The 17,243-nt window shown below is 57.2% G+C and carries 14 protein-coding genes and 1 pseudogene; 9 read left to right on the top strand and 6 right to left on the bottom strand.

The window, feature by feature from the left end; all coding sequences use genetic code 11:
- Window positions 1–10: 10 nt before the first annotated feature.
- From AAIR21_RS02800 to pptA, 7 genes and pseudogenes are all read left to right on the top strand, one after another.
- Window positions 11–2,274 (top strand): annotated as a pseudogene (locus AAIR21_RS02800) (NtaA/DmoA family FMN-dependent monooxygenase).
- A 9-nt stretch (window positions 2,275–2,283) separates the two neighbouring features.
- Entirely contained in the window at window positions 2,284–2,793 is a 510-nt protein-coding gene (locus AAIR21_RS02805; protein ID WP_020884041.1) for a GNAT family N-acetyltransferase, read from the top strand.
- A 9-nt stretch (window positions 2,794–2,802) separates the two neighbouring features.
- On the top strand, window positions 2,803–3,729 hold the full coding sequence (locus AAIR21_RS02810; protein ID WP_163305582.1) for an amino acid ABC transporter permease: 927 nt from the start codon (window positions 2,803–2,805) through the stop codon (window positions 3,727–3,729).
- Window positions 3,713–4,486, top strand: coding sequence for an amino acid ABC transporter ATP-binding protein (locus AAIR21_RS02815; RefSeq protein WP_163305586.1), 774 nt, complete (start codon window positions 3,713–3,715; stop codon window positions 4,484–4,486). The genes AAIR21_RS02810 and AAIR21_RS02815 overlap by 17 nt, the downstream gene beginning before the upstream one ends.
- Window positions 4,487–4,495: 9 nt before the next feature.
- Window positions 4,496–5,383: a transporter substrate-binding domain-containing protein gene (locus AAIR21_RS02820; RefSeq protein WP_183516334.1), complete on the top strand. Its 888-nt coding sequence runs from the start codon at window positions 4,496–4,498 to the stop codon at window positions 5,381–5,383.
- Window positions 5,384–5,422: 39 nt separating this feature from the next.
- Window positions 5,423–6,040, top strand: a complete 618-nt coding sequence (locus AAIR21_RS02825) for a glutathione S-transferase family protein (RefSeq protein ID WP_121339646.1) — start codon at window positions 5,423–5,425, stop codon at window positions 6,038–6,040.
- A gap of 37 nt (window positions 6,041–6,077) precedes the next feature.
- On the top strand, window positions 6,078–6,308 hold the full coding sequence (gene pptA, locus AAIR21_RS02830) for a tautomerase PptA (RefSeq protein ID WP_020884045.1): 231 nt from the start codon (window positions 6,078–6,080) through the stop codon (window positions 6,306–6,308).
- 43 nt (window positions 6,309–6,351) lie between these two features.
- Here the strand turns inward: pptA and AAIR21_RS02835 are convergent, their stop codons facing one another.
- Window positions 6,352–6,651 carry an ArsR/SmtB family transcription factor gene (locus tag AAIR21_RS02835; protein WP_014170235.1) on the bottom strand — a complete coding sequence of 100 codons (300 nt, stop codon included), beginning with the start codon at window positions 6,649–6,651 and terminating at the stop codon, window positions 6,352–6,354.
- Window positions 6,652–6,812: 161 nt separating this feature from the next.
- On the opposite strand from AAIR21_RS02835, the gene fusA reads away from it, so the two are divergent.
- Entirely contained in the window at window positions 6,813–8,912 is a 2,100-nt protein-coding gene (gene fusA / locus AAIR21_RS02840) for an elongation factor G (protein WP_183516335.1), read from the top strand.
- A gap of 42 nt (window positions 8,913–8,954) precedes the next feature.
- On the opposite strand, the gene AAIR21_RS02845 is transcribed toward fusA, so the two are convergent.
- Window positions 8,955–9,530, bottom strand: a complete 576-nt coding sequence (locus AAIR21_RS02845) for a flavin reductase family protein (RefSeq protein WP_020884047.1) — start codon at window positions 9,528–9,530, stop codon at window positions 8,955–8,957.
- Between the two features lie 143 nt (window positions 9,531–9,673).
- On the opposite strand from AAIR21_RS02845, the gene nhoA reads away from it, so the two are divergent.
- A complete protein-coding gene (gene nhoA / locus AAIR21_RS02850) occupies window positions 9,674–10,519 on the top strand; it encodes an N-hydroxyarylamine O-acetyltransferase (protein WP_020884048.1) in 846 nt (281 codons plus the stop codon).
- A gap of 42 nt (window positions 10,520–10,561) precedes the next feature.
- Here the strand turns inward: nhoA and narI are convergent, their stop codons facing one another.
- The 4 genes from narI to AAIR21_RS02870 are packed head-to-tail and all read right to left on the bottom strand — an operon-like array spanning window position 10,562 to window position 17,215.
- A complete protein-coding gene (gene narI, locus AAIR21_RS02855) occupies window positions 10,562–11,242 on the bottom strand; it encodes a respiratory nitrate reductase subunit gamma (protein ID WP_014170231.1) in 681 nt (226 codons plus the stop codon).
- Entirely contained in the window at window positions 11,239–11,934 is a 696-nt protein-coding gene (narW, locus tag AAIR21_RS02860) for a nitrate reductase molybdenum cofactor assembly chaperone (RefSeq protein WP_020884049.1), read from the bottom strand. The genes narI and narW overlap by 4 nt, the downstream gene beginning before the upstream one ends.
- Window positions 11,934–13,478 carry a nitrate reductase subunit beta gene (narH, locus tag AAIR21_RS02865; protein ID WP_183516336.1) on the bottom strand — a complete coding sequence of 515 codons (1,545 nt, stop codon included), beginning with the start codon at window positions 13,476–13,478 and terminating at the stop codon, window positions 11,934–11,936. The genes narW and narH overlap by 1 nt, the downstream gene beginning before the upstream one ends.
- Window positions 13,475–17,215, bottom strand: a complete 3,741-nt coding sequence (locus tag AAIR21_RS02870) for a nitrate reductase subunit alpha (RefSeq protein WP_025204127.1) — start codon at window positions 17,213–17,215, stop codon at window positions 13,475–13,477. Before AAIR21_RS02870 ends, narH begins: the two co-directional genes overlap by 4 nt.
- Between the last annotated feature and the right edge of the window lie 28 nt (window positions 17,216–17,243).

Consider the following 17,243-nt stretch of genomic DNA (forward strand, 5'->3'; position numbering starts at 1 on the left):
AGAGGTGAATATGTCTGCAACCCGACAATTGCGGCTGGGAACCATTTTGCATGGTGCTTCCGGGAACATGTCTGCCTGGCGTCATCCGGCGGCGGTCGCCGATGCCAGCATTAATTTTGATTTTGTAAAAGCCACGGCGTTAAAAGCCGAAGAGGGGAAGCTTGATTTTTTATTCGTCGCCGACGGCCTCTATATTAACGAGAAATCCATCCCGCATTTCTTAAACCGGTTTGAGCCGTTAACGGTCTTGTCCGCACTGGCAAGTCTGACCTCGCGCCTCGGTCTGGTCGGTACCTTATCGACCTCCTACAGCGAACCGTTTACCGTGGCGCGCCAGTTTGCCAGCCTGGATCATTTGAGCAACGGACGCGCAGGCTGGAACGTGGTGACCTCACCGCTCGAGGGATCGGCGAAAAACTTCTCGCGCGAGAAACACCCTGAACATGCGCTGCGCTACCGGATAGCGGATGAATACCTCGACGTGGTGAAAGGACTCTGGGATTCCTGGGAGGGGGATGCCTTTGTGCGCAACAAAGAGAGCGGCCAGTTCTTTGACCCGGCAAAACTGCATACGCTTGATCACCACGGCGATTTCTTCCAGGTGGCCGGTCCGCTCAATATTGGCCGCACGCCGCAGGGACGCCCGATTGTCTTTCAGGCAGGTGCATCGGATGACGGAAAAAAACTGGCTGCGAAACATGCGGACGCCATTTTTACCCATCATGAAACGTTAGAGGAAGCCAAAGCGTTTTATCGCGACGTGAAACACCAGCTTGAATCGAATGGCCGCAGGGCATCGGACTTACATATTTTTCAGGGCGTCAGCGTGATTGTTGGCAAAGACGCGGAGGACGTGGAGAACCAGTATCAGACAACCGCGGCTCTGGTGTCGATTAACGATGCCCTGAATTACCTCGGCCGTTATTTCGAACATCACGATTTCAGCCAGTACCCGCTCGACGAGCCGTTCCCGGACATCGGTGAACTGGGTAAAAACAGTTTTCGCAGCACGACCGATGAAATTAAGCGTAATGCTCGCGAACGCAACTTAACCCTGCGTCAGGTTGCACTCGAAGCGGCATCCCCGCGCCCGCGCTTTTCCGGTACGCCGGAGCAGGTGGCAGACGGTCTGCAGGGCTGGTTTGAGTCATTCGCCGCGGACGGTTTCATCATTCAGGGTGGAACGCCGGACACGTTCCCGCGTTTTGTTGACCAGGTTGTCCCGGTGTTACAGGCCCGCGGGTTATTCCGCACCGACTATCCCGGCACTACGCTGCGCGACAGTCTGGGTTTAGACGAACCGCAAAACCAGTTCACACAACAATAATAGAGAACCTCGCTATGCAGAAATCATCGCTTATTCTGGCGCTTGCGCTGGCCTTTTCCCCTGCCGTCTGGGCAGAGAATGTGAACATTAACGGTACTGGCGTGAGCCTGGAAGCCAACAAAACGCCCGTCAACACCGCCAAAAACAGCGACGCCATCGCGCAACTGCCGAAAGATTATCGCTTCGCCGTGCCGGGCAAATTCACCGTGGCGGTTGCCGCGCTTAACTCACCGCCGCTGACCGTTTTTTCCGACGACAATAAAACGCTGCTCGGAAGCGAGGTGGACGTTGCCCGTCTGGTGGCCGACAGCCTTGGGCTGGAGCTGAACGTGGTGCCAACCTCCTGGGAGGACTGGCCTCTCGGCGTCGTCTCCGGGAAATACGATGCGGCGATCAGCAACATCACCGTGACCAGAGAGCGCAAAGAGAAGTTTGATTTTGCCACTTACCGTAAAGATTCCCTCGGTTTCTATGTGAAATCGACCAGTCCGATTACCTCGCTGCAGAAGGCGGAGGACATCGCCGGGCTGCGCATCATCGTAGGTTCCGGGACCAACCAGGAGGCTATCCTGCTGGCGTGGAATGCGCAGAACGTGAAGAAAGGCCTGAAGCCGTTTACCCCGATCTACACCAAAGACGATGCATCACAAACCCTGTCTCTCCAGTCAGGCCGCGCAGATGCGTTCTTTGGCCCGAACGTGACTGGCGCATGGAAAGCGGCGCTGACCGGGAAAACGAAACGGGTTGGGATTGTCGACGGCGGCTGGCCGAAGGCGGCGCACATTGCGGTGACGCTGAAAAAAGGCAGCGGCCTGGTCGAGCCGGTACAGACCGCACTTAACGGGGTCATCAAAAACGGCGATTACGACAAAGTGCTTAACCGCTGGGGGGAAGGGGTAGAACGTATCCCTCAATCAGAAGTGAACCCGGCAGGACTGGGTGACTAAGGAGGCGCTATGCGCGAGCAATTTCGGGACGTGTCACCGGAAGACGCCGATCTTCAGCCCATCATCGATGGATTATTCGGTGAATATGCCGCCCGCTATGGCGACTACTTCTCTAAAGACGCGGAAGTGGAGCTCACGGAGTGGTACCTGGCCCCGCAGGGGCTGTTTATTGTCCTTGAGCGTGACGGCGACATCATCGCCACCGGCGCGTATAAACCGTTTGATGAACGCACCGCTGAAATCAAACGAATCTGGACGCACAAGGCGCTGCGTCAACAGGGGCTGGCGGCCCGCGTCGTCCAGGAGCTGGAGCGCCGGGCGGTACAGGCCGGTTACAGCCAGATCTACCTCACCACCGGTTTTCGTCAGCCGGAAGCGGTCAGGCTCTATATCAGCCAGGGCTATCAGCCGCAGTTCGATCTGAACCGCGATCCGGAAGAGTACAGCCAGCCGCCGTTTGATGGCCGGCTGCGTTTCACCAAAACGCTGATCAGTGAAGCGTTCAGTAAAACAGCATGAGGAATAACAATGAGCAACGTTGAAACCATTAAGGTGGTCCCGGCGCGTTATCCGCTGCGGACTGTCGGTGCCGTGGTGGCGCTGTTTGTGCTTGCGGTGGTCATTCAGTCCGTGGCCTTTAACCCGCGCTGGGAGTGGTCTGTCTTTGCCCGCTGGTTCTTTGATCCGGTTATCCTTGAAGGCGTAGGGCAGACATTGCTGTTGACCCTGATCGGCACTGCGCTGAGCGTGGTCATTGGCGGCCTGCTGGCGCTGGCGAGGCTCTCTTCATCCTGGCTGCTGAGCAGCCTGGCCTGGGGGTATATCTGGCTGTTTCGTTCGTTGCCGCTGATTGTGGTTCTGATCATTCTCTATAACTTTTCCTATCTCTACGACACGCTCTCGCTCGGCGTACCCTTCACCGGCATTACCTGGGGTCGCTTCGAAACCATCAACGTGCTCGGACAGTTTTCCACCGCCGTGGTGGGGCTGACGCTGGTTCAGAGCGCGTATACCGCCGAGATCATTCGCGGCGGTTTTCTGGGGGTGGATCATGGTCAGTACGAAGCGGCGGCGGCGCTCGGTCTGCCAGCCTGGCGTCGCACAGTGCGTATCATTTTGCCGCAGGCGCTACGCACGATTTTGCCGTCCGGATTTAATGAAATTATCAGTCTCGCGAAAGGCACGGCGATGGTGTATGTCCTGGCGATGCCGGAACTCTTCTATACCATTCAGATGATCTATAACCGCACGCAGGAGGTGATCCCGCTGTTGATGGTCGGTGCGGTCTGGTATCTGGTGATTACCACCGTGTTGTCTGCCATTCAGCATGTTGTGGAGCGCGGGCTTGCCCGCAGCGAACGCCGTTCAGCCGTTAATCAGAGCCGGGTAGCCAGTCGCGTCCGTTCCGTATCCACCGCATCAGTACAGGAGCCCGTCCATGCAAACCTCTCCTGAAGGGCATATTTCGATTACCGGCGTCAGTAAGTTGTTTGGCCGCCATAAAGCACTTGATAACGTCTCGCTGGAGATCCCGCCCGGATCGGTAACGGTGATCCTCGGGCCTTCCGGATCGGGTAAATCGACGCTTCTGCGCACCATTAACCATCTGGAACGCGTCGACGAAGGGTTTATCCAGATTGACGGTGATTACATCGGTTATCGCCGTCAGGGTGACAAACTCTACGAGCTGAAAGAGAAAGAGATCCTCAAACAGCGCGTCAATGTGGGCTATGTCTTCCAGAACTTTAATCTCTTTCCGCATCTCACGGTGCTGGAAAATCTGATTGAAGCGCCCATCGCCCATAAAAAACTGAGTAAGAAAGAAGCCGTTGAAAGGGCATACAGCCTGCTGGATGTGGTCGGGCTGCGCGATAAAGCCGACGCCTGGTCGCGCCATCTCTCCGGGGGTCAGCAGCAGCGTATTGCCATTGCCCGCGCGCTGGCGTTACGTCCCCGGGTAATGCTGTTTGATGAGCCCACTTCAGCGCTCGACCCGGAACTGGTTGGCGAAGTGCTGGATGTGATTAAAAAGCTCGCCCGCTCGGGTACCACGCTGGTGGTCGTCACCCACGAGATCGGCTTTGCCCGGGAAGTGGCGGATCAGGTGGTCTTTATGGTCGACGGCAAAATTGTGGAGCAGGGTAGCAGTGACGACGTATTAACCCGTCCGTCGCACCCGCGAACGCGCCAGTTCCTGTCAAAAGTGCTGTAAGGAGTGCAGATGAGATATGCTTTTCTGGCCGGTCTGGCTTTTACGACCGCGAGCCATGCGGGTATCGATTTACACGCCAACGAGCAGCCGCTGCCGGTGACGGTAGATCGGCAGGCCGTCGCGAAGATCCCCGCGAACTATAAATTCGTTGAGCCGGGCACGCTCACGGTAGCGATCTCAGCGCTCAACTCTCCACCGCTGGCGCTGCTTGCCAGCGATAACCGGACGCGGATTGGCAGCGATCCGGATATTGCCCGCTTGCTGGCGGGCAGTCTGGGGTTAAAGCTGAAGCTGGTTCCCACGGCCTGGGAAGACTGGCCGCTGGGGATCAGCTCCGGACGCTATGACGTGGCGCTGGTGAATATTGCGGTGACCGAACAGCGAAAAGAGAAATTTGACTTTGCGACCTATCGCGTCGACTCGCTGGCGTTTTCCGTGAAATCCACCAGTGCGGTCCAGGCGATTAACAGCGCAAAAGATCTGGCAGGCAAAAAGGTGATTGTCGGTTCCGGGACCAATCAGGAGCGCATTCTGCTGGGCTGGAATGAAGAGAACAAAAAAGCCGGTCGTGAGCCTGCGCTGCCGGTCTATCTGACCGATGATGCTTCCGGCAACCTCTATATTCAGTCCGGCAGGGCGGATGTGTTCTTCGGGCCTCAATCCGTATCAGCCTATAAAGCGGCGTTGACCGGCAAAACGCGCGTAGTGGGTCTCGGGCCGAAGAGAGCCTATGTCGCCACGACGACCAAAAAGGGCAATGGGCTGGTTTATGCTTTGCAGGCTGCGCTGGAGGGCGCTATTACGCGTGGAGAGTACCAGCGGGTGCTGGCACGCTGGGGAGAAGAGGGTGAAGCGGTGACACAATCCGACGTGAACCCGCCTGGGATAACCTATTAGTCATGTCTACACTTAGGGTTTTCATCCCGGAGGGGCAACATGATGAAACTCTATGGCGTACCCGGCTGGGGATCGGCAATCAGTGAAGTGATGCTGACTCTGGCAGACATCCCTTATCAATTTATCAACGTGGACGGGTTCGACCAGCCCGGCCCGCAGCGTGAGTTGCTGAAAGCACGCAATCCGCTGTGTCAGGTACCCACGCTGGAACTGGAAAACGGGGCGATCATGACCGAAACGGCGGCGATTGCCCTGATGGTGCTGGACAGATGTCCCGATCTTGCGCCTGCCGTCGGGCAGGCTGAGCGGCAGCAGTTTCAGCGGTTGCTCATCTGGTTTGTTGCGAACGTTTATCCCACCTTTACCTACGCCGACTACCCCGAACGCTGGGTGCCGGATGCGCCAGAGCAGTTGAAAAACAGCTGTATTGAATACCGAAAATCACTCTATCTGTGGTTTGACAGCCAGCTCAGTGCCACCCCTTTTGCACTCGGGGAACGGCTGACGCTGCTTGACGTCTACATCACGGTTGCACGCACCTGGGGGCCTCGCCATGCATGGTTTGCGGCGAACACGCCGAAGATAACGGCGATTGCGGATACCGTGTGCCAGCTACCGGAACTGCACAAGGTGTTAAAGGCAAACGAGATAATCTGATAACGTGGAACTCACATTCATAACTGGAAGCCTGCATATGCCACACGTAGATATCAAATGTTTTCCCCGTGATTTGAACGACGACCAAAAAACCGCGCTGGCGGCGGATATTGCCGAGGTGATTACCCGTCATCTGAACAGTAAAGATCGCTCTATTTCGGTCGCCCTGAATGAAGTGCAGGAAGCCGACTGGAAAGCGCAGGTCTGGGATACCGAAATTGAACCCAACCTGGATCACTTAATTAAGAAACCCGGCTATTCAATGTGAGAGAGGGTCGGGCGGCGCGGAGTCGCCCGACACGACACACGCGTTACTTCGTCTGCAGCAATATTGCCATCAGCCCCGGAAAGCGGGCATCAAGATCGTCCCTGCGCAGTGAAATCATATTTTCTCGTCCCTGCGGGCGCTGCCAAATCACGCCGCTGTCGCGCAGCACGCGCCAGTGATGGGTCATCGTCGATTTCACCACCTCGTCCGGGCGCAGCGCGTTACAGCTCAGTTCGCTGCCATCGGCCAGCCTGCGGATAATCGACAGCCGGAGCGGGTTACCGAGGGCAAAAAGCACATTTTCCAGCAGTATTTGTTCAGTTTCAGGGTGGTTCGGGATCATCGTTTTCCTGCGTCTGGTGTCAGATTGAGCTATATCAACAATAGGTCAACCGTAAAAAAAATAGTTCGATAATACTCGTACAATAGGACTATTATAGCAAACGAACGAACACGCGACCATCCCGGTCGTCACAACGCAGTCTTAATGACTAAGGAAATATTATGCCCCGACCCATCCCTCTCGAACGTTATCGCAACATCGGTATCTCCGCGCATATCGATGCCGGTAAAACGACCACCACCGAGCGCATCCTGTTTTATACCGGTATGAGCCACAAACTGGGTGAAGTACACGATGGCGCGGCAACTACCGACTGGATGGCACAGGAGCAAGAGCGCGGGATAACCATTACCTCTGCGGCAGTCAGCTGTTTCTGGCCAGGTATGGACCGGGGCTTTGAACCGCACCGGATCAACATTATCGACACCCCGGGCCACGTGGATTTCACCATTGAAGTGGAACGTTCCATGCGTGTACTCGACGGCGCTGTCATGGTGTATGACTCCGTCGGTGGCGTGCAGCCGCAGTCGGAAACCGTCTGGCGTCAGGCGAACAAATATCATGTCCCGCGGCTGGCCTTCGTCAACAAAATGGACCGCCCGGGTGCGGATTTCTTCCGCGTCGTGCGAATGATGCAGGAGCGTCTGAAAGCGAATCCGGTCCCGATTGTTATTCCGGTGGGGGCAGAAGAACACTTCACCGGCGTGGTGGATCTCATCAAAATGCGTACCATTTTGTGGGACGATGCCACCCAGGGCATGGTGTTTACCTATGCTCCTGTGCCGGATGACGTAATGAGTACTGCGCAGGAATGGCGGGAAAAAATGGTCTCTGCGGCGGCGGAAGCCAGCGATGAGCTGATGGATAAATACCTGGAAACGGGTGATTTAGAGGAAGCGGAAATCATCAAGGGGCTGCGTATGCGGACCATCTCCGGTGAAATCCAGCCGATGCTGTGCGGCAGCGCGTTTAAAAATAAAGGCGTGCAACGCATGCTCGATGCGGTCATTGAACTGATGCCGTCGCCTCTGGACGTGCCCGCCATTGATGGTGTGGATGAGAATGGGCAGCATGCCGAGCGTCATCCAGACGACAACGAGCCGTTCTCCGCATTGGCCTTTAAACTGATGAGCGACCCGTACGTCGGGCAGCTGACCTTTATCCGCGTTTACTCTGGCGTGCTGCGCAAAGGCGACGCGGTGTACAACCCGGTGAAAGGGAAGAAAGAGCGCATTGGGCGCATCGTGCTGATGCATGCTAACGATCGCCACGAAGTGGATGAGCTGCGCGCGGGCGATATCGCGGCCTGCGTTGGGTTGAAAGATGTGACAACCGGTGACACGCTCACCGACCCGAATGCCGTCATCACGCTGGAACGGATGGAGTTTCCTGACCCGGTTATCTCGCTTGCGATCGAGCCGAAAACCAAAGGCGATCAGGAGAAAATGGGCATTGCATTGCAGCGCCTGGCAGCGGAAGACCCTTCGTTTCGTCTGCACACCGATGAAGAGTCCGGCCAGACAATTATCTCCGGGATGGGTGAGTTACATCTTGAGATTATCGTTGACCGCATGCGGCGTGAGTTCGGCGTTGAGGCGAACATTGGTCGCCCACAGGTCACGTACCGTGAAACCCTGCGTAAAGGGGTGAAGGATATCGAAGGGAAATTTGTCCGACAGTCCGGCGGTAAAGGGCAGTACGGCCATGTGGTGCTCAGTCTGGCGCCGTTAGAGCCCGGCAGTGGTTTTGTATTTGAAGATGCCACCAAGGGCGGCGTTGTCCCGCGCGAGTATATTCCGTCTGTGGAGAAAGGCCTGCGCGAAGCCATGAACAGCGGTGTCCTGGCGGGGTATCCGGTTGTCGATGTGAAAGCGACCCTGACGTTTGGCTCCTATCACGAGGTCGACTCCTCGGAAATGGCGTTCCGCATGGCGGCGATCCTCGGCTTTAAAGAGGGCGCTCGCAAAGCGGACCCGGTGATTCTTGAACCGGTCATGCATGTCGAGGTGGAAACACCGGAAGAGTACGCCGGCAACATCATGGGCGATCTCTCTTCCCGCCGCGGCATGGTGCAGGGAATGGAAGAGCAGTACGGTAGTCAGATTATTCGCGCGGATGTGCCGCTGGCGGAGATGTTTGGCTATGCCACGACGCTGCGTTCGATGTCGCAAGGCCGCGCGACCTACACGATGGAATTCCATCATTTCGCGGAAGCACCGCGTAATGTTGCGGATGAAATTATTGCACGGCGCGCGAAGTAATTTAAAAGCCCTTTCCCTCGCGGAGAGGGCTTTTTTTATAGGCTATTTTTCCAGCGCCTTTACCATTTTCCCACTGGTCACAAACGTCCCGGCCCCCAGATGATGCAGGGTGTTCAGCTTATCGCCGTCAAACTGCCAGCGTCCGGCGACAAACGCGCGTTCATCTGCGGCTGCCGAAACAACCTCACCAAACAGCGTATCGTATTTTTCGGCAGCTGCGGTAACCGGGAGTAAACGACACTCCATCCACGCCAGGCATTTCTCTTCAATCACCGGCAGGCCGAGTACCGGACCTTGCACAACCGGGATCCCGTAGCAGTTGAACTTGTCTTCGTCGCGCCCGCTCACGCTGCCGACGGCGTAAGCCCAGTTAGCCGCTGCCACGCCGGGGATGACAATACCGAACTTTCCGCTGCGCTCAATCAGTTCGCGCGACCAGGTGCTTTTGTCCACCACAATTGCGATACGCGGTGGCTCAAACTCTACCGGCATCGACCAGGCCGCAGCCATGACGTTACGACGGTCGATAGACTCATCGCGGCTGGTAATCAGTACCGTAGGGCCATGGTTCAGCAGACGGCTGGCATGCTTTAATTCAACGGGACGAAACGCGCTCATGAACATTCCTCTCAGCAGGTATGCTGGCATTAAACGTCTGATGGGTAGCCGAAATCAAGATGCACCCGCAAAAAGCACTTTTGCGCATATGGAGGCCAGAAAATAGTTTATAAACAGGGAACATCACATCATGGAAGCGAATCATGTCCCCATTTCTGAGTGCTTATTTTGCCCGTACGGGTTGGCAACAGCCTGTTCAGGTTGACATCGACACCCTGCGGGCGCTGCATCTACACCACAACTGCGCGATCCCCTTCGAGAATATTGACGTCGTGATGCCGCGCGAGATCCATCTGGAAGATCAGTGCCTGGTCGACAAACTGGTGACGGCGCGTCGTGGAGGCTATTGCTTTGAGCAGAACGGCCTCTTTGAACGCGTTTTGCGTGAAGTGGGCTTTACGGTTCGCAGCGTGCTGGGCCGCGTGGTCTTAGCCAGTCCGCCACAGATGCCGCCGCGTACGCATCGTCTGCTGCTGGTTGAACTCAACGGCGAGCGCTGGATTGCCGACGTCGGTTTTGGCGGACAGACCCTGACGGCGCCGATTCGTTTGCTCGCCAACGAGGAGCAGGAGACACCCCACGGGCTGTACCGTTTGCTGAGCGAGGGCAACGACTGGATCCTGCAGTTCAGCCACCACGATCACTGGCAGTCGATGTACCATTTTGATCTGACAACACAGTATTTCAGCGATTACGTGATGGGCAACTTCTGGTCGGCGCACTGGCCGCAATCCCATTTTCGCCACCATCTGTTGATGTGTCGCCATCTGCCTGACGGCGGAAAGCTGACCCTGACCAACTTTAACTTTACCCACTGGCAGAAGGGGCATGCGGAAGAGCAGGTCCATCTTCCCGACGCGAACGCGCTGTATCAGGTGATGCAGTCACGGTTTGGACTGGGCGTTGACGATCCCAAACACGGGTTTTCGCTGGACGCGCTGACGGCGGTGATGGCCGGGTTTGATACACATCCTCAGGCCGGGAAATAGACCGGTGGCGCTGCGCTCAGGCGTAGCGCCACCCGGCAACACTCAGCGGCGCGATCTCACCACCTGATACCTGCGCGTTAAATACTCCACCGGCGCGCTCCAGACGTGCACCAGTCGGGTGAAGGGGAAGATCAGGAAAATGGTCATGCCCAGCACCAGATGGACACGGAAGATAAACGCCACGCCCGCCAGATGTTCGGACGAGCCACCGCGGAAGGTCACTACCGACTGCGCCCAGTCCACCAGCTTGAGCATCTCGCTGCCGTCGGGATATTTCGCGGAGAACGGAATGGTGGTGAGCCCAAGAATACACTGCACCAGCAAAATGCAGAGGATCAGGATATCTGCCGTGGAGGAGGTCGCCCGGATACGCGGGTTCGTCAGCCGGCGAATCAATAATCCCGCACCGCCCACCAGCGTAAGCACGCCGCAAACGCCGCCCAGAATCATCGCCATCAGCTGTTTCTGCGACATCGGCAGAAACCACGAATAAACCCAGTGCGGCGTCAGCATCCCGAAAAGATGTCCGAAGAAGATCCCCAGGATCCCGATATGGAACAGATTTGACCACAGCACCATGCCGCGCTTATCCAGCATCTGGCTGGAGGAGGCGCGCCAGGTATACTGCCCGTAGTCGTAACGCAGCCAGCTTCCCACCAGAAAAACCGTGCCGCACAGGTAGGGGTAAATATCGTAGAAAAAGACGTTCAGAAACTGGATCATTTTGGGCCTCCCGCACTGACGTCGACATACTGCGGGGCAACGTCCTGGCTAAAGCGTCGTTGATATTGCTGCATCGGTGAGGTATCACACGATGTGGCGTTGTCCTCGATAAACTTGACCTGTTCCTCTTCCCAGACGGCGTCCAGCGCCTGGCGGGTATCATCCCGTTTCTCGGTGGAAACCTGTTTCGCCACGCTGTCGCTGGTCAGACGCGTGCCTGCGAGCGTCAGGAGCGCATCGAACAGCTGATAATGCGCCACGCCGCGCTGCTTCAGGCGACCGCCAATCAGCGCCAGGATCGGCGCAACGTTTTGTAGCCCTTCGCGGGCCTCGTCGTCGGTGACGAGGCTGAGATACTCCAGGTAGAGCGGCAGATAGTCCGGCAGCTCGCGACAGTCCAGCTGCAGGCCGGCTTTTTCGTACTGGCTCATCAGGTCGACCATCGCCTGGCCGCGATCGCGGGATTCAGCATGAACGTGCTCAAACAGCAGCAGCGAGGTCGCACGACCCCGCTCAAACACCTCGCACCATTCGGCCTGCTTATCCAGCAGTGCGGCATCCAGATGCTGGCGGGCAAAGGGCAGTAACGCAGGGAGATCCTGTTCTATCAGGGAAAGTGCTTCCTCGCGATTTTCCCATAATGTTTCATCGGGATACTCAATCAGCAGGGCGATGATTTTGAGGATCTGCATCACTCTCCCTCCCCGTGGTCGCGCACTTCGGTGATGTTGATGGCATCAATGCGGCTGCTGTTAAAGAGGTTGAATTTGGTGTCGGAACCGTGGCACCCGTCGCCAAAGGAGAAGCCGCAGCCGTTGCGTTCCGGGAAGGCGTCGCGCGCCATTTCGCGGTGGCTGGTGGGGATCACGAAACGATCTTCGTAGTTGGCAATCGCCAGATAGCGGTACATCTCTTCGACCTGCTCGACGCTAAGGCCCACTTCTTCGATGGCGCGGGTATCGGTCACGCCTTCAACGGTCTGAGAGCGTTTGTAATGACGCATGGCCATCATGCGTTTCAGGGCGCGCAGCACCGGAGCAGGATCGCCCGCGCTGAGCATGTTGGCCAGATACTGCACCGGTATGCGCAGGCTTTCGACCGCCGGTAACACGCCGTCGTTGAGCGGCAGGCCACCCGCGTCTGCGTAAGACTGGATTGGTGACAGCGGCGGAACGTACCAGACCATCGGCAGGGTGCGGTATTCTGGATGCAGCGGCAGGGCCAGCTTCCAGTCCATCGCCATCTTGTAAACCGGGGAACGCTGGGCGGCGTCAATCACGTTCTGCGGAATACCTTGCTTGAAGGCTTCTTCAATGACCGCCGGGTCATGCGGATCAAGGAATACGTCACACTGGCGTTCATAGAGGTCGGTTTCATGTTCGGTGCTGGCCGCTTCTTCAATGCGATCCGCGTCATACAGCAGCACGCCCAGATAGCGAATACGCCCGACGCAGGTCTCCGAACAGACGGTTGGCTGGCCAGACTCAATGCGCGGGTAGCAGAAGATGCATTTCTCCGACTTTCCGCTTTTCCAGTTGAAGTAGATTTTCTTGTACGGGCAACCGCTGATGCACATGCGCCAGCCACGGCATTTGTCCTGGTCAATCAGCACAATGCCGTCTTCTTCACGCTTGTAGATGGCACCGCTCGGGCAGGTGGCCACGCAGCTCGGGTTCAGGCAGTGTTCACACAGGCGCGGCAGGTACATCATGAAAGTGTTTTCAAACTGGCCGTACATCTCCTTCTGGATCTTGTCGAAGTTGCGGTCGCGGGCGCGTTTTTCGAACTCGCCGCCAAGCAGTTCTTCCCAGTTCGGGCCGCCAACAATTTTGTCCATCCGTTTGCCGCTAATCAGCGAGCGCGGGCGGGCCGTCGGGAGGTGATCGCCTTGTGGTGCACGGTGCAGATCCTGGTAATCAAACGTGAAGGGCTCGTAGTAATCATCAATGCCGGGCAGGGACGGGTTGGCAAAGATTTTTGACAGCACGCCCACGCGCCCGCCGAGACGCGGCGTCAGCTTGCCGGTGATCCCGCGTACCCAACCGCCTTGCCACTCCTCCTGATCTTCCCAGTTTTTCGGGTAGCCAATCCCCGGTTTAGTTTCAACGTTGTTGAACCACGCATATTCCATACCTTCACGCCCGGCCCAGACGTTTTTACAGGTGACCGAGCAGGTGTGACAGCCAATGCATTTGTCGAGATTCAGCACCATTCCAACCTGTGAGCGTATTTTCATTTTTTCGCCTCCTGTACCTGATCCCGACCTTCGCCATCCAGCCAGTTAATGTTTTTCATTTTGCGGATCATGATGAACTCGTCGCGGTTAGAGCCGACGGTGCCGTAATAGTTGAAGCTGTACGCCAGCTGGGCGTAGCCGCCAATCATGTGTGTCGGTTTGGGACAGACGCGCGTCACCGAGTTATGGATCCCGCCGCGACGACCGGTGACTTCTGAACCCGGAATATTCAGGATACGTTCCTGCGCGTGGTACATCATGGTCATGCCCGGCGGGACGCGCTGGCTCACCACTGCCCGGGCGGTCAGGGCCCCGTTGGCGTTGAAGGCTTCGATCCAGTCGTTATCCTCAATGCCTAACTCTCTGGCATCGGTTTCGCTGATCCAGACGATAGGCCCCCCGCGTGACAGCGTTTGCATCAGCAGGTTTTCACTGTAGGTCGAGTGAATGCCCCATTTCTGGTGTGGCGTCAGGAAGTTCAGCGCCTTCTCAGGAAAGCCGTTCGGCGGGATTTCGCGCATATGGCTAACGCTTCGGGTATCAATCGGTGGGCGATAGGCCACCAGACTCTCCCCGAACGCGCGCATCCACGGATGGTCCTGATACAGCTGCTGACGACCGGAAAGGGTGCGCCAGGGAATAAGCTCGTGAACGTTGGTATAACCGGCGTTATAGGAGACATGCTCGCTCTCAAGGCCCGACCAGGTGGGGCTGGAGATAATTTTCCGCGGCTGGGCCTGAATATCGCGGAAGCGGATTTTCTCATCTTCTTTGTTCAGCGCCAGATGGGTGTGATCGCGACCGGTCAGTTCGCCCAGCGCTTGCCAGGCTCGCACTGCCACCTGGCCATTCGTTTCAGGGGCGAGGGCGAGGATCACTTCAGAGGCGTCAATCGCCGTTTCAATACGCGGGCGTCCTTTTGCCGGGCCATCGAGCTTGACGTAGTTCAGCTTGCCAAGGAAATCGACCTCGCTCTGGGTATTCCATGAAATGCCTTTTCCGCCGTTGCCGAGTTTGTCCATCAGCGGGCCGAGTGAAGTAAAGCGCTCGTAGGTTTCCGGATAATGTCGTTCGACCACCGCAATCGTCGGCGCCGTTTTACCCGGAATGAGATCGCATTCGCCTTTGCGCCAGTCCTGAATATCAAACGGCTGTGACAGTTCCCCCGGGGAGTCGTGCTGCAGCGGCTGCAGTACCACGTCCGTTTCGGTGCCAAGATGGCCGACGCACACCTCTGAGAAAACGCTGGCAATACCTTTGTAGATCTCCCAGTCGCTGCGGGATTCCCAGGCCGGGTCGACGGCAGCTGAAAGCGGATGAATAAACGGATGCATATCCGACGTATTCATGTCGTCTTTTTCATACCATGTCGCGGTGGGCAGCACGATATCGGAGAACAGGCAGGTGCTGGACATGCGGAAATCGAGTGTCACCAGCAGGTCAAGCTTGCCCTCAATGGCCTGAGTTTGCCACTCCACCTCTTCGGGCTTAACGTCATCCGTCGACCCTAAATCCTCGCCCTGAATGCCGCTTTCAGTACCGAGCAGGTATTTGAGCATGTACTCGTGACCTTTCCCCGAAGAACCAAGCAGGTTAGACCGCCAGACAAACAGATTGCGCGGGTGGTTTTTACCGTTGTCAGGCTGTTCGCAGGCGAAACGTATATCGCCCGATTTTAATGCCTGCACGGTGTACTCCTGCGGGGTCATGCCGGCGGCGTCGGCCCGGGCTTTAATGTGCAACGGATTGAGGTTTAGCTGCGGTGCCGAGGGCAGCCAGCCCATACGCTCTGCCCGGACGTTAAAATCGATCAGGTGACCGGTGAATTTTGTCGCGTCCGCCAGCGGAGAGAGTAACTCCTGCGCGGTCAGTTTTTCATAACGCCACTGACAGGCGTGGTTGTAGAAGTACGACGTACTGTTCATCTGGCGCGGGGGACGGTTCCAGTCCAGCGCAAACGCCAGCGGCAGCCAGCCGGTTTGCGGACGCAACTTCTCCTGACCCACATAGTGTGACCAGCCGCCACCGCTTTGACCCACGCAGCCGCAGAACACCAGCATGTTGATCATCCCGCGGTAGTTCATGTCCATGTGGTACCAGTGGTTCACCCCGGCACCGAGGATAATCATCGACCGGCCGTGTGTTTTGTGCGCCGTGTCGGCAAACTCACGGGCAATTTTCTCTATCAGGTAAGCAGGGACGCCGGTGATCTGCTCGCCCCAGGCGGGAGTGTAAGCTTTGATCTGGTCATAGCTGCCCGCCGCGTTGCTGTCTTCCAGACCACGATCGAGGCCGTAGTTAGCGAGAATCAGATCGTAGACGCTGACCACCCGTTTCTGGCTGCCATCGGCCAGCGTCAGGGTTTTACTCGGTACACGGCGCGTCAGGACCGGCTCCTGCTTGACGCTACGGAAGTGTGGATTTTCATTGCCGCCAAAATAGGGGAATGCCACCTCTGCCACGCTGTCGTGGGTAATCAGCAGCGAGAGGGTGAGTTCAGTTTCATGATCTGCCGCCAGCGGCGCCAGGTTCCATTTGCCTTTTTCGCCCCAGCGGAAACCAATGGACCCGTTCGGCACCACCAGATCGCCGGCGATATCAAAGGCGACGGTTTTCCACTCAGCATTATTGGCTTCACCCAGCCCGTCCGTGAGATCAGAGGCCCGAAGCATCCGCCCCGGCACCACGCGGCCATCGGCCTGTTCATCCAGCAGCACCAGCATCGGCATGTCGGTGTAGCGGCGGCAGTAGTTGAGGAAGTACTCGCTGGGGTTGTCGAGATGGAACTCTTTGAGGATCACGTGGCCCATTGCCATCGCCAGCGCGCTGTCGGTGCCTTGCTTGGGTGCCAGCCACTGATCGCTCAGTTTGGCGACCTCGGAGAAGTCCGGGGTGATGGCCACGGTTTTGGTGCCTTTGTAGCGGACCTCGGTAAAGAAGTGGGCATCTGGCGTACGCGTCTGCGGAACGTTAGACCCCCAGGCAATGATGTAGCTGGAGTTGTACCAGTCTGCGGATTCCGGCACGTCGGTCTGCTCGCCCCACGTCATGGGCGAGGCGGGCGGTAAATCACAATACCAGTCATAAAAGCTGAGACAGGTGCCGCCCAGCAGAGAGAGATAACGCGTCCCGGCGGCATACGAGACCATCGACATCGCCGGAATCGGTGAAAAACCGGCCACGCGATCGGGGCCGTAATGTTTAATGGTCCAGACGTTGGCGGCAGCAATCAGCTGGTTCAGCTCTTTCCAGCTGGAGCGGATAAATCCGCCGTGTCCGCGAGCCTGCTTGTAGCTCCGGCTCTTCTGCGGATCGTTCTGAATGGCATCCCAGGCCAGCACCGGATCGCTGTGTTGCGCCAGCGCGTCACGCCACAGTTCGATCAGCGTGCGGCGCACCAGCGGGTATTTCAGCCGGTTGGCGCTGTAAAGGTACCAGGAATAACTTGCACCGCGCGGGCAGCCGCGCGGCTCGTGGTTAGGCAGGTCGGGGCGGGTACGCGGGTAGTCGGTCTGCTGGGTTTCCCAGGTAACCAGGCCGTTTTTGACGTAGATTTTCCAGCTACAGGAGCCCGTGCAGTTCACGCCATGGGTGGACCGCACAATCTTGTCGAACTGCCATCGCTGTCGGTAGCTGTCCTCCCAGTCACGGTTGGTGTTGTACACCTGCCCGTGTCCATTGGCGAAGCTGTCGCCTTTTTGTTTGAAATAGCGAAAGCGATCCAACAGTTTACTCATGACATTTCTCCTGCTTCGATAGCCTTTT

This window comes from Enterobacter sp. PTB (genome assembly GCF_051130085.1).
Taxonomy (GTDB): domain Bacteria; phylum Pseudomonadota; class Gammaproteobacteria; order Enterobacterales; family Enterobacteriaceae; genus Enterobacter; species Enterobacter ludwigii.

Coding starts and splice junctions, on each gene's coding strand:
- AAIR21_RS02805 (WP_020884041.1), top strand. CDS start 2,284: ATGCGCGAGCAATTTCGGGACGTGTCACCGGAAGACGCCGATCTTCAG.
- AAIR21_RS02810 (WP_163305582.1), top strand. CDS start 2,803: ATGAGCAACGTTGAAACCATTAAGGTGGTCCCGGCGCGTTATCCGCTG.
- AAIR21_RS02815 (WP_163305586.1), top strand. CDS start 3,713: ATGCAAACCTCTCCTGAAGGGCATATTTCGATTACCGGCGTCAGTAAG.
- AAIR21_RS02820 (WP_183516334.1), top strand. CDS start 4,496: ATGAGATATGCTTTTCTGGCCGGTCTGGCTTTTACGACCGCGAGCCAT.
- AAIR21_RS02825 (WP_121339646.1), top strand. CDS start 5,423: ATGATGAAACTCTATGGCGTACCCGGCTGGGGATCGGCAATCAGTGAA.
- pptA (WP_020884045.1), top strand. CDS start 6,078: ATGCCACACGTAGATATCAAATGTTTTCCCCGTGATTTGAACGACGAC.
- AAIR21_RS02835 (WP_014170235.1), bottom strand. CDS start 6,651: ATGATCCCGAACCACCCTGAAACTGAACAAATACTGCTGGAAAATGTG.
- fusA (WP_183516335.1), top strand. CDS start 6,813: ATGCCCCGACCCATCCCTCTCGAACGTTATCGCAACATCGGTATCTCC.
- AAIR21_RS02845 (WP_020884047.1), bottom strand. CDS start 9,530: ATGAGCGCGTTTCGTCCCGTTGAATTAAAGCATGCCAGCCGTCTGCTG.
- nhoA (WP_020884048.1), top strand. CDS start 9,674: ATGTCCCCATTTCTGAGTGCTTATTTTGCCCGTACGGGTTGGCAACAG.
- narI (WP_014170231.1), bottom strand. CDS start 11,242: ATGATCCAGTTTCTGAACGTCTTTTTCTACGATATTTACCCCTACCTG.
- narW (WP_020884049.1), bottom strand. CDS start 11,934: ATGCAGATCCTCAAAATCATCGCCCTGCTGATTGAGTATCCCGATGAA.
- narH (WP_183516336.1), bottom strand. CDS start 13,478: ATGAAAATACGCTCACAGGTTGGAATGGTGCTGAATCTCGACAAATGC.
- AAIR21_RS02870 (WP_025204127.1), bottom strand. CDS start 17,215: ATGAGTAAACTGTTGGATCGCTTTCGCTATTTCAAACAAAAAGGCGAC.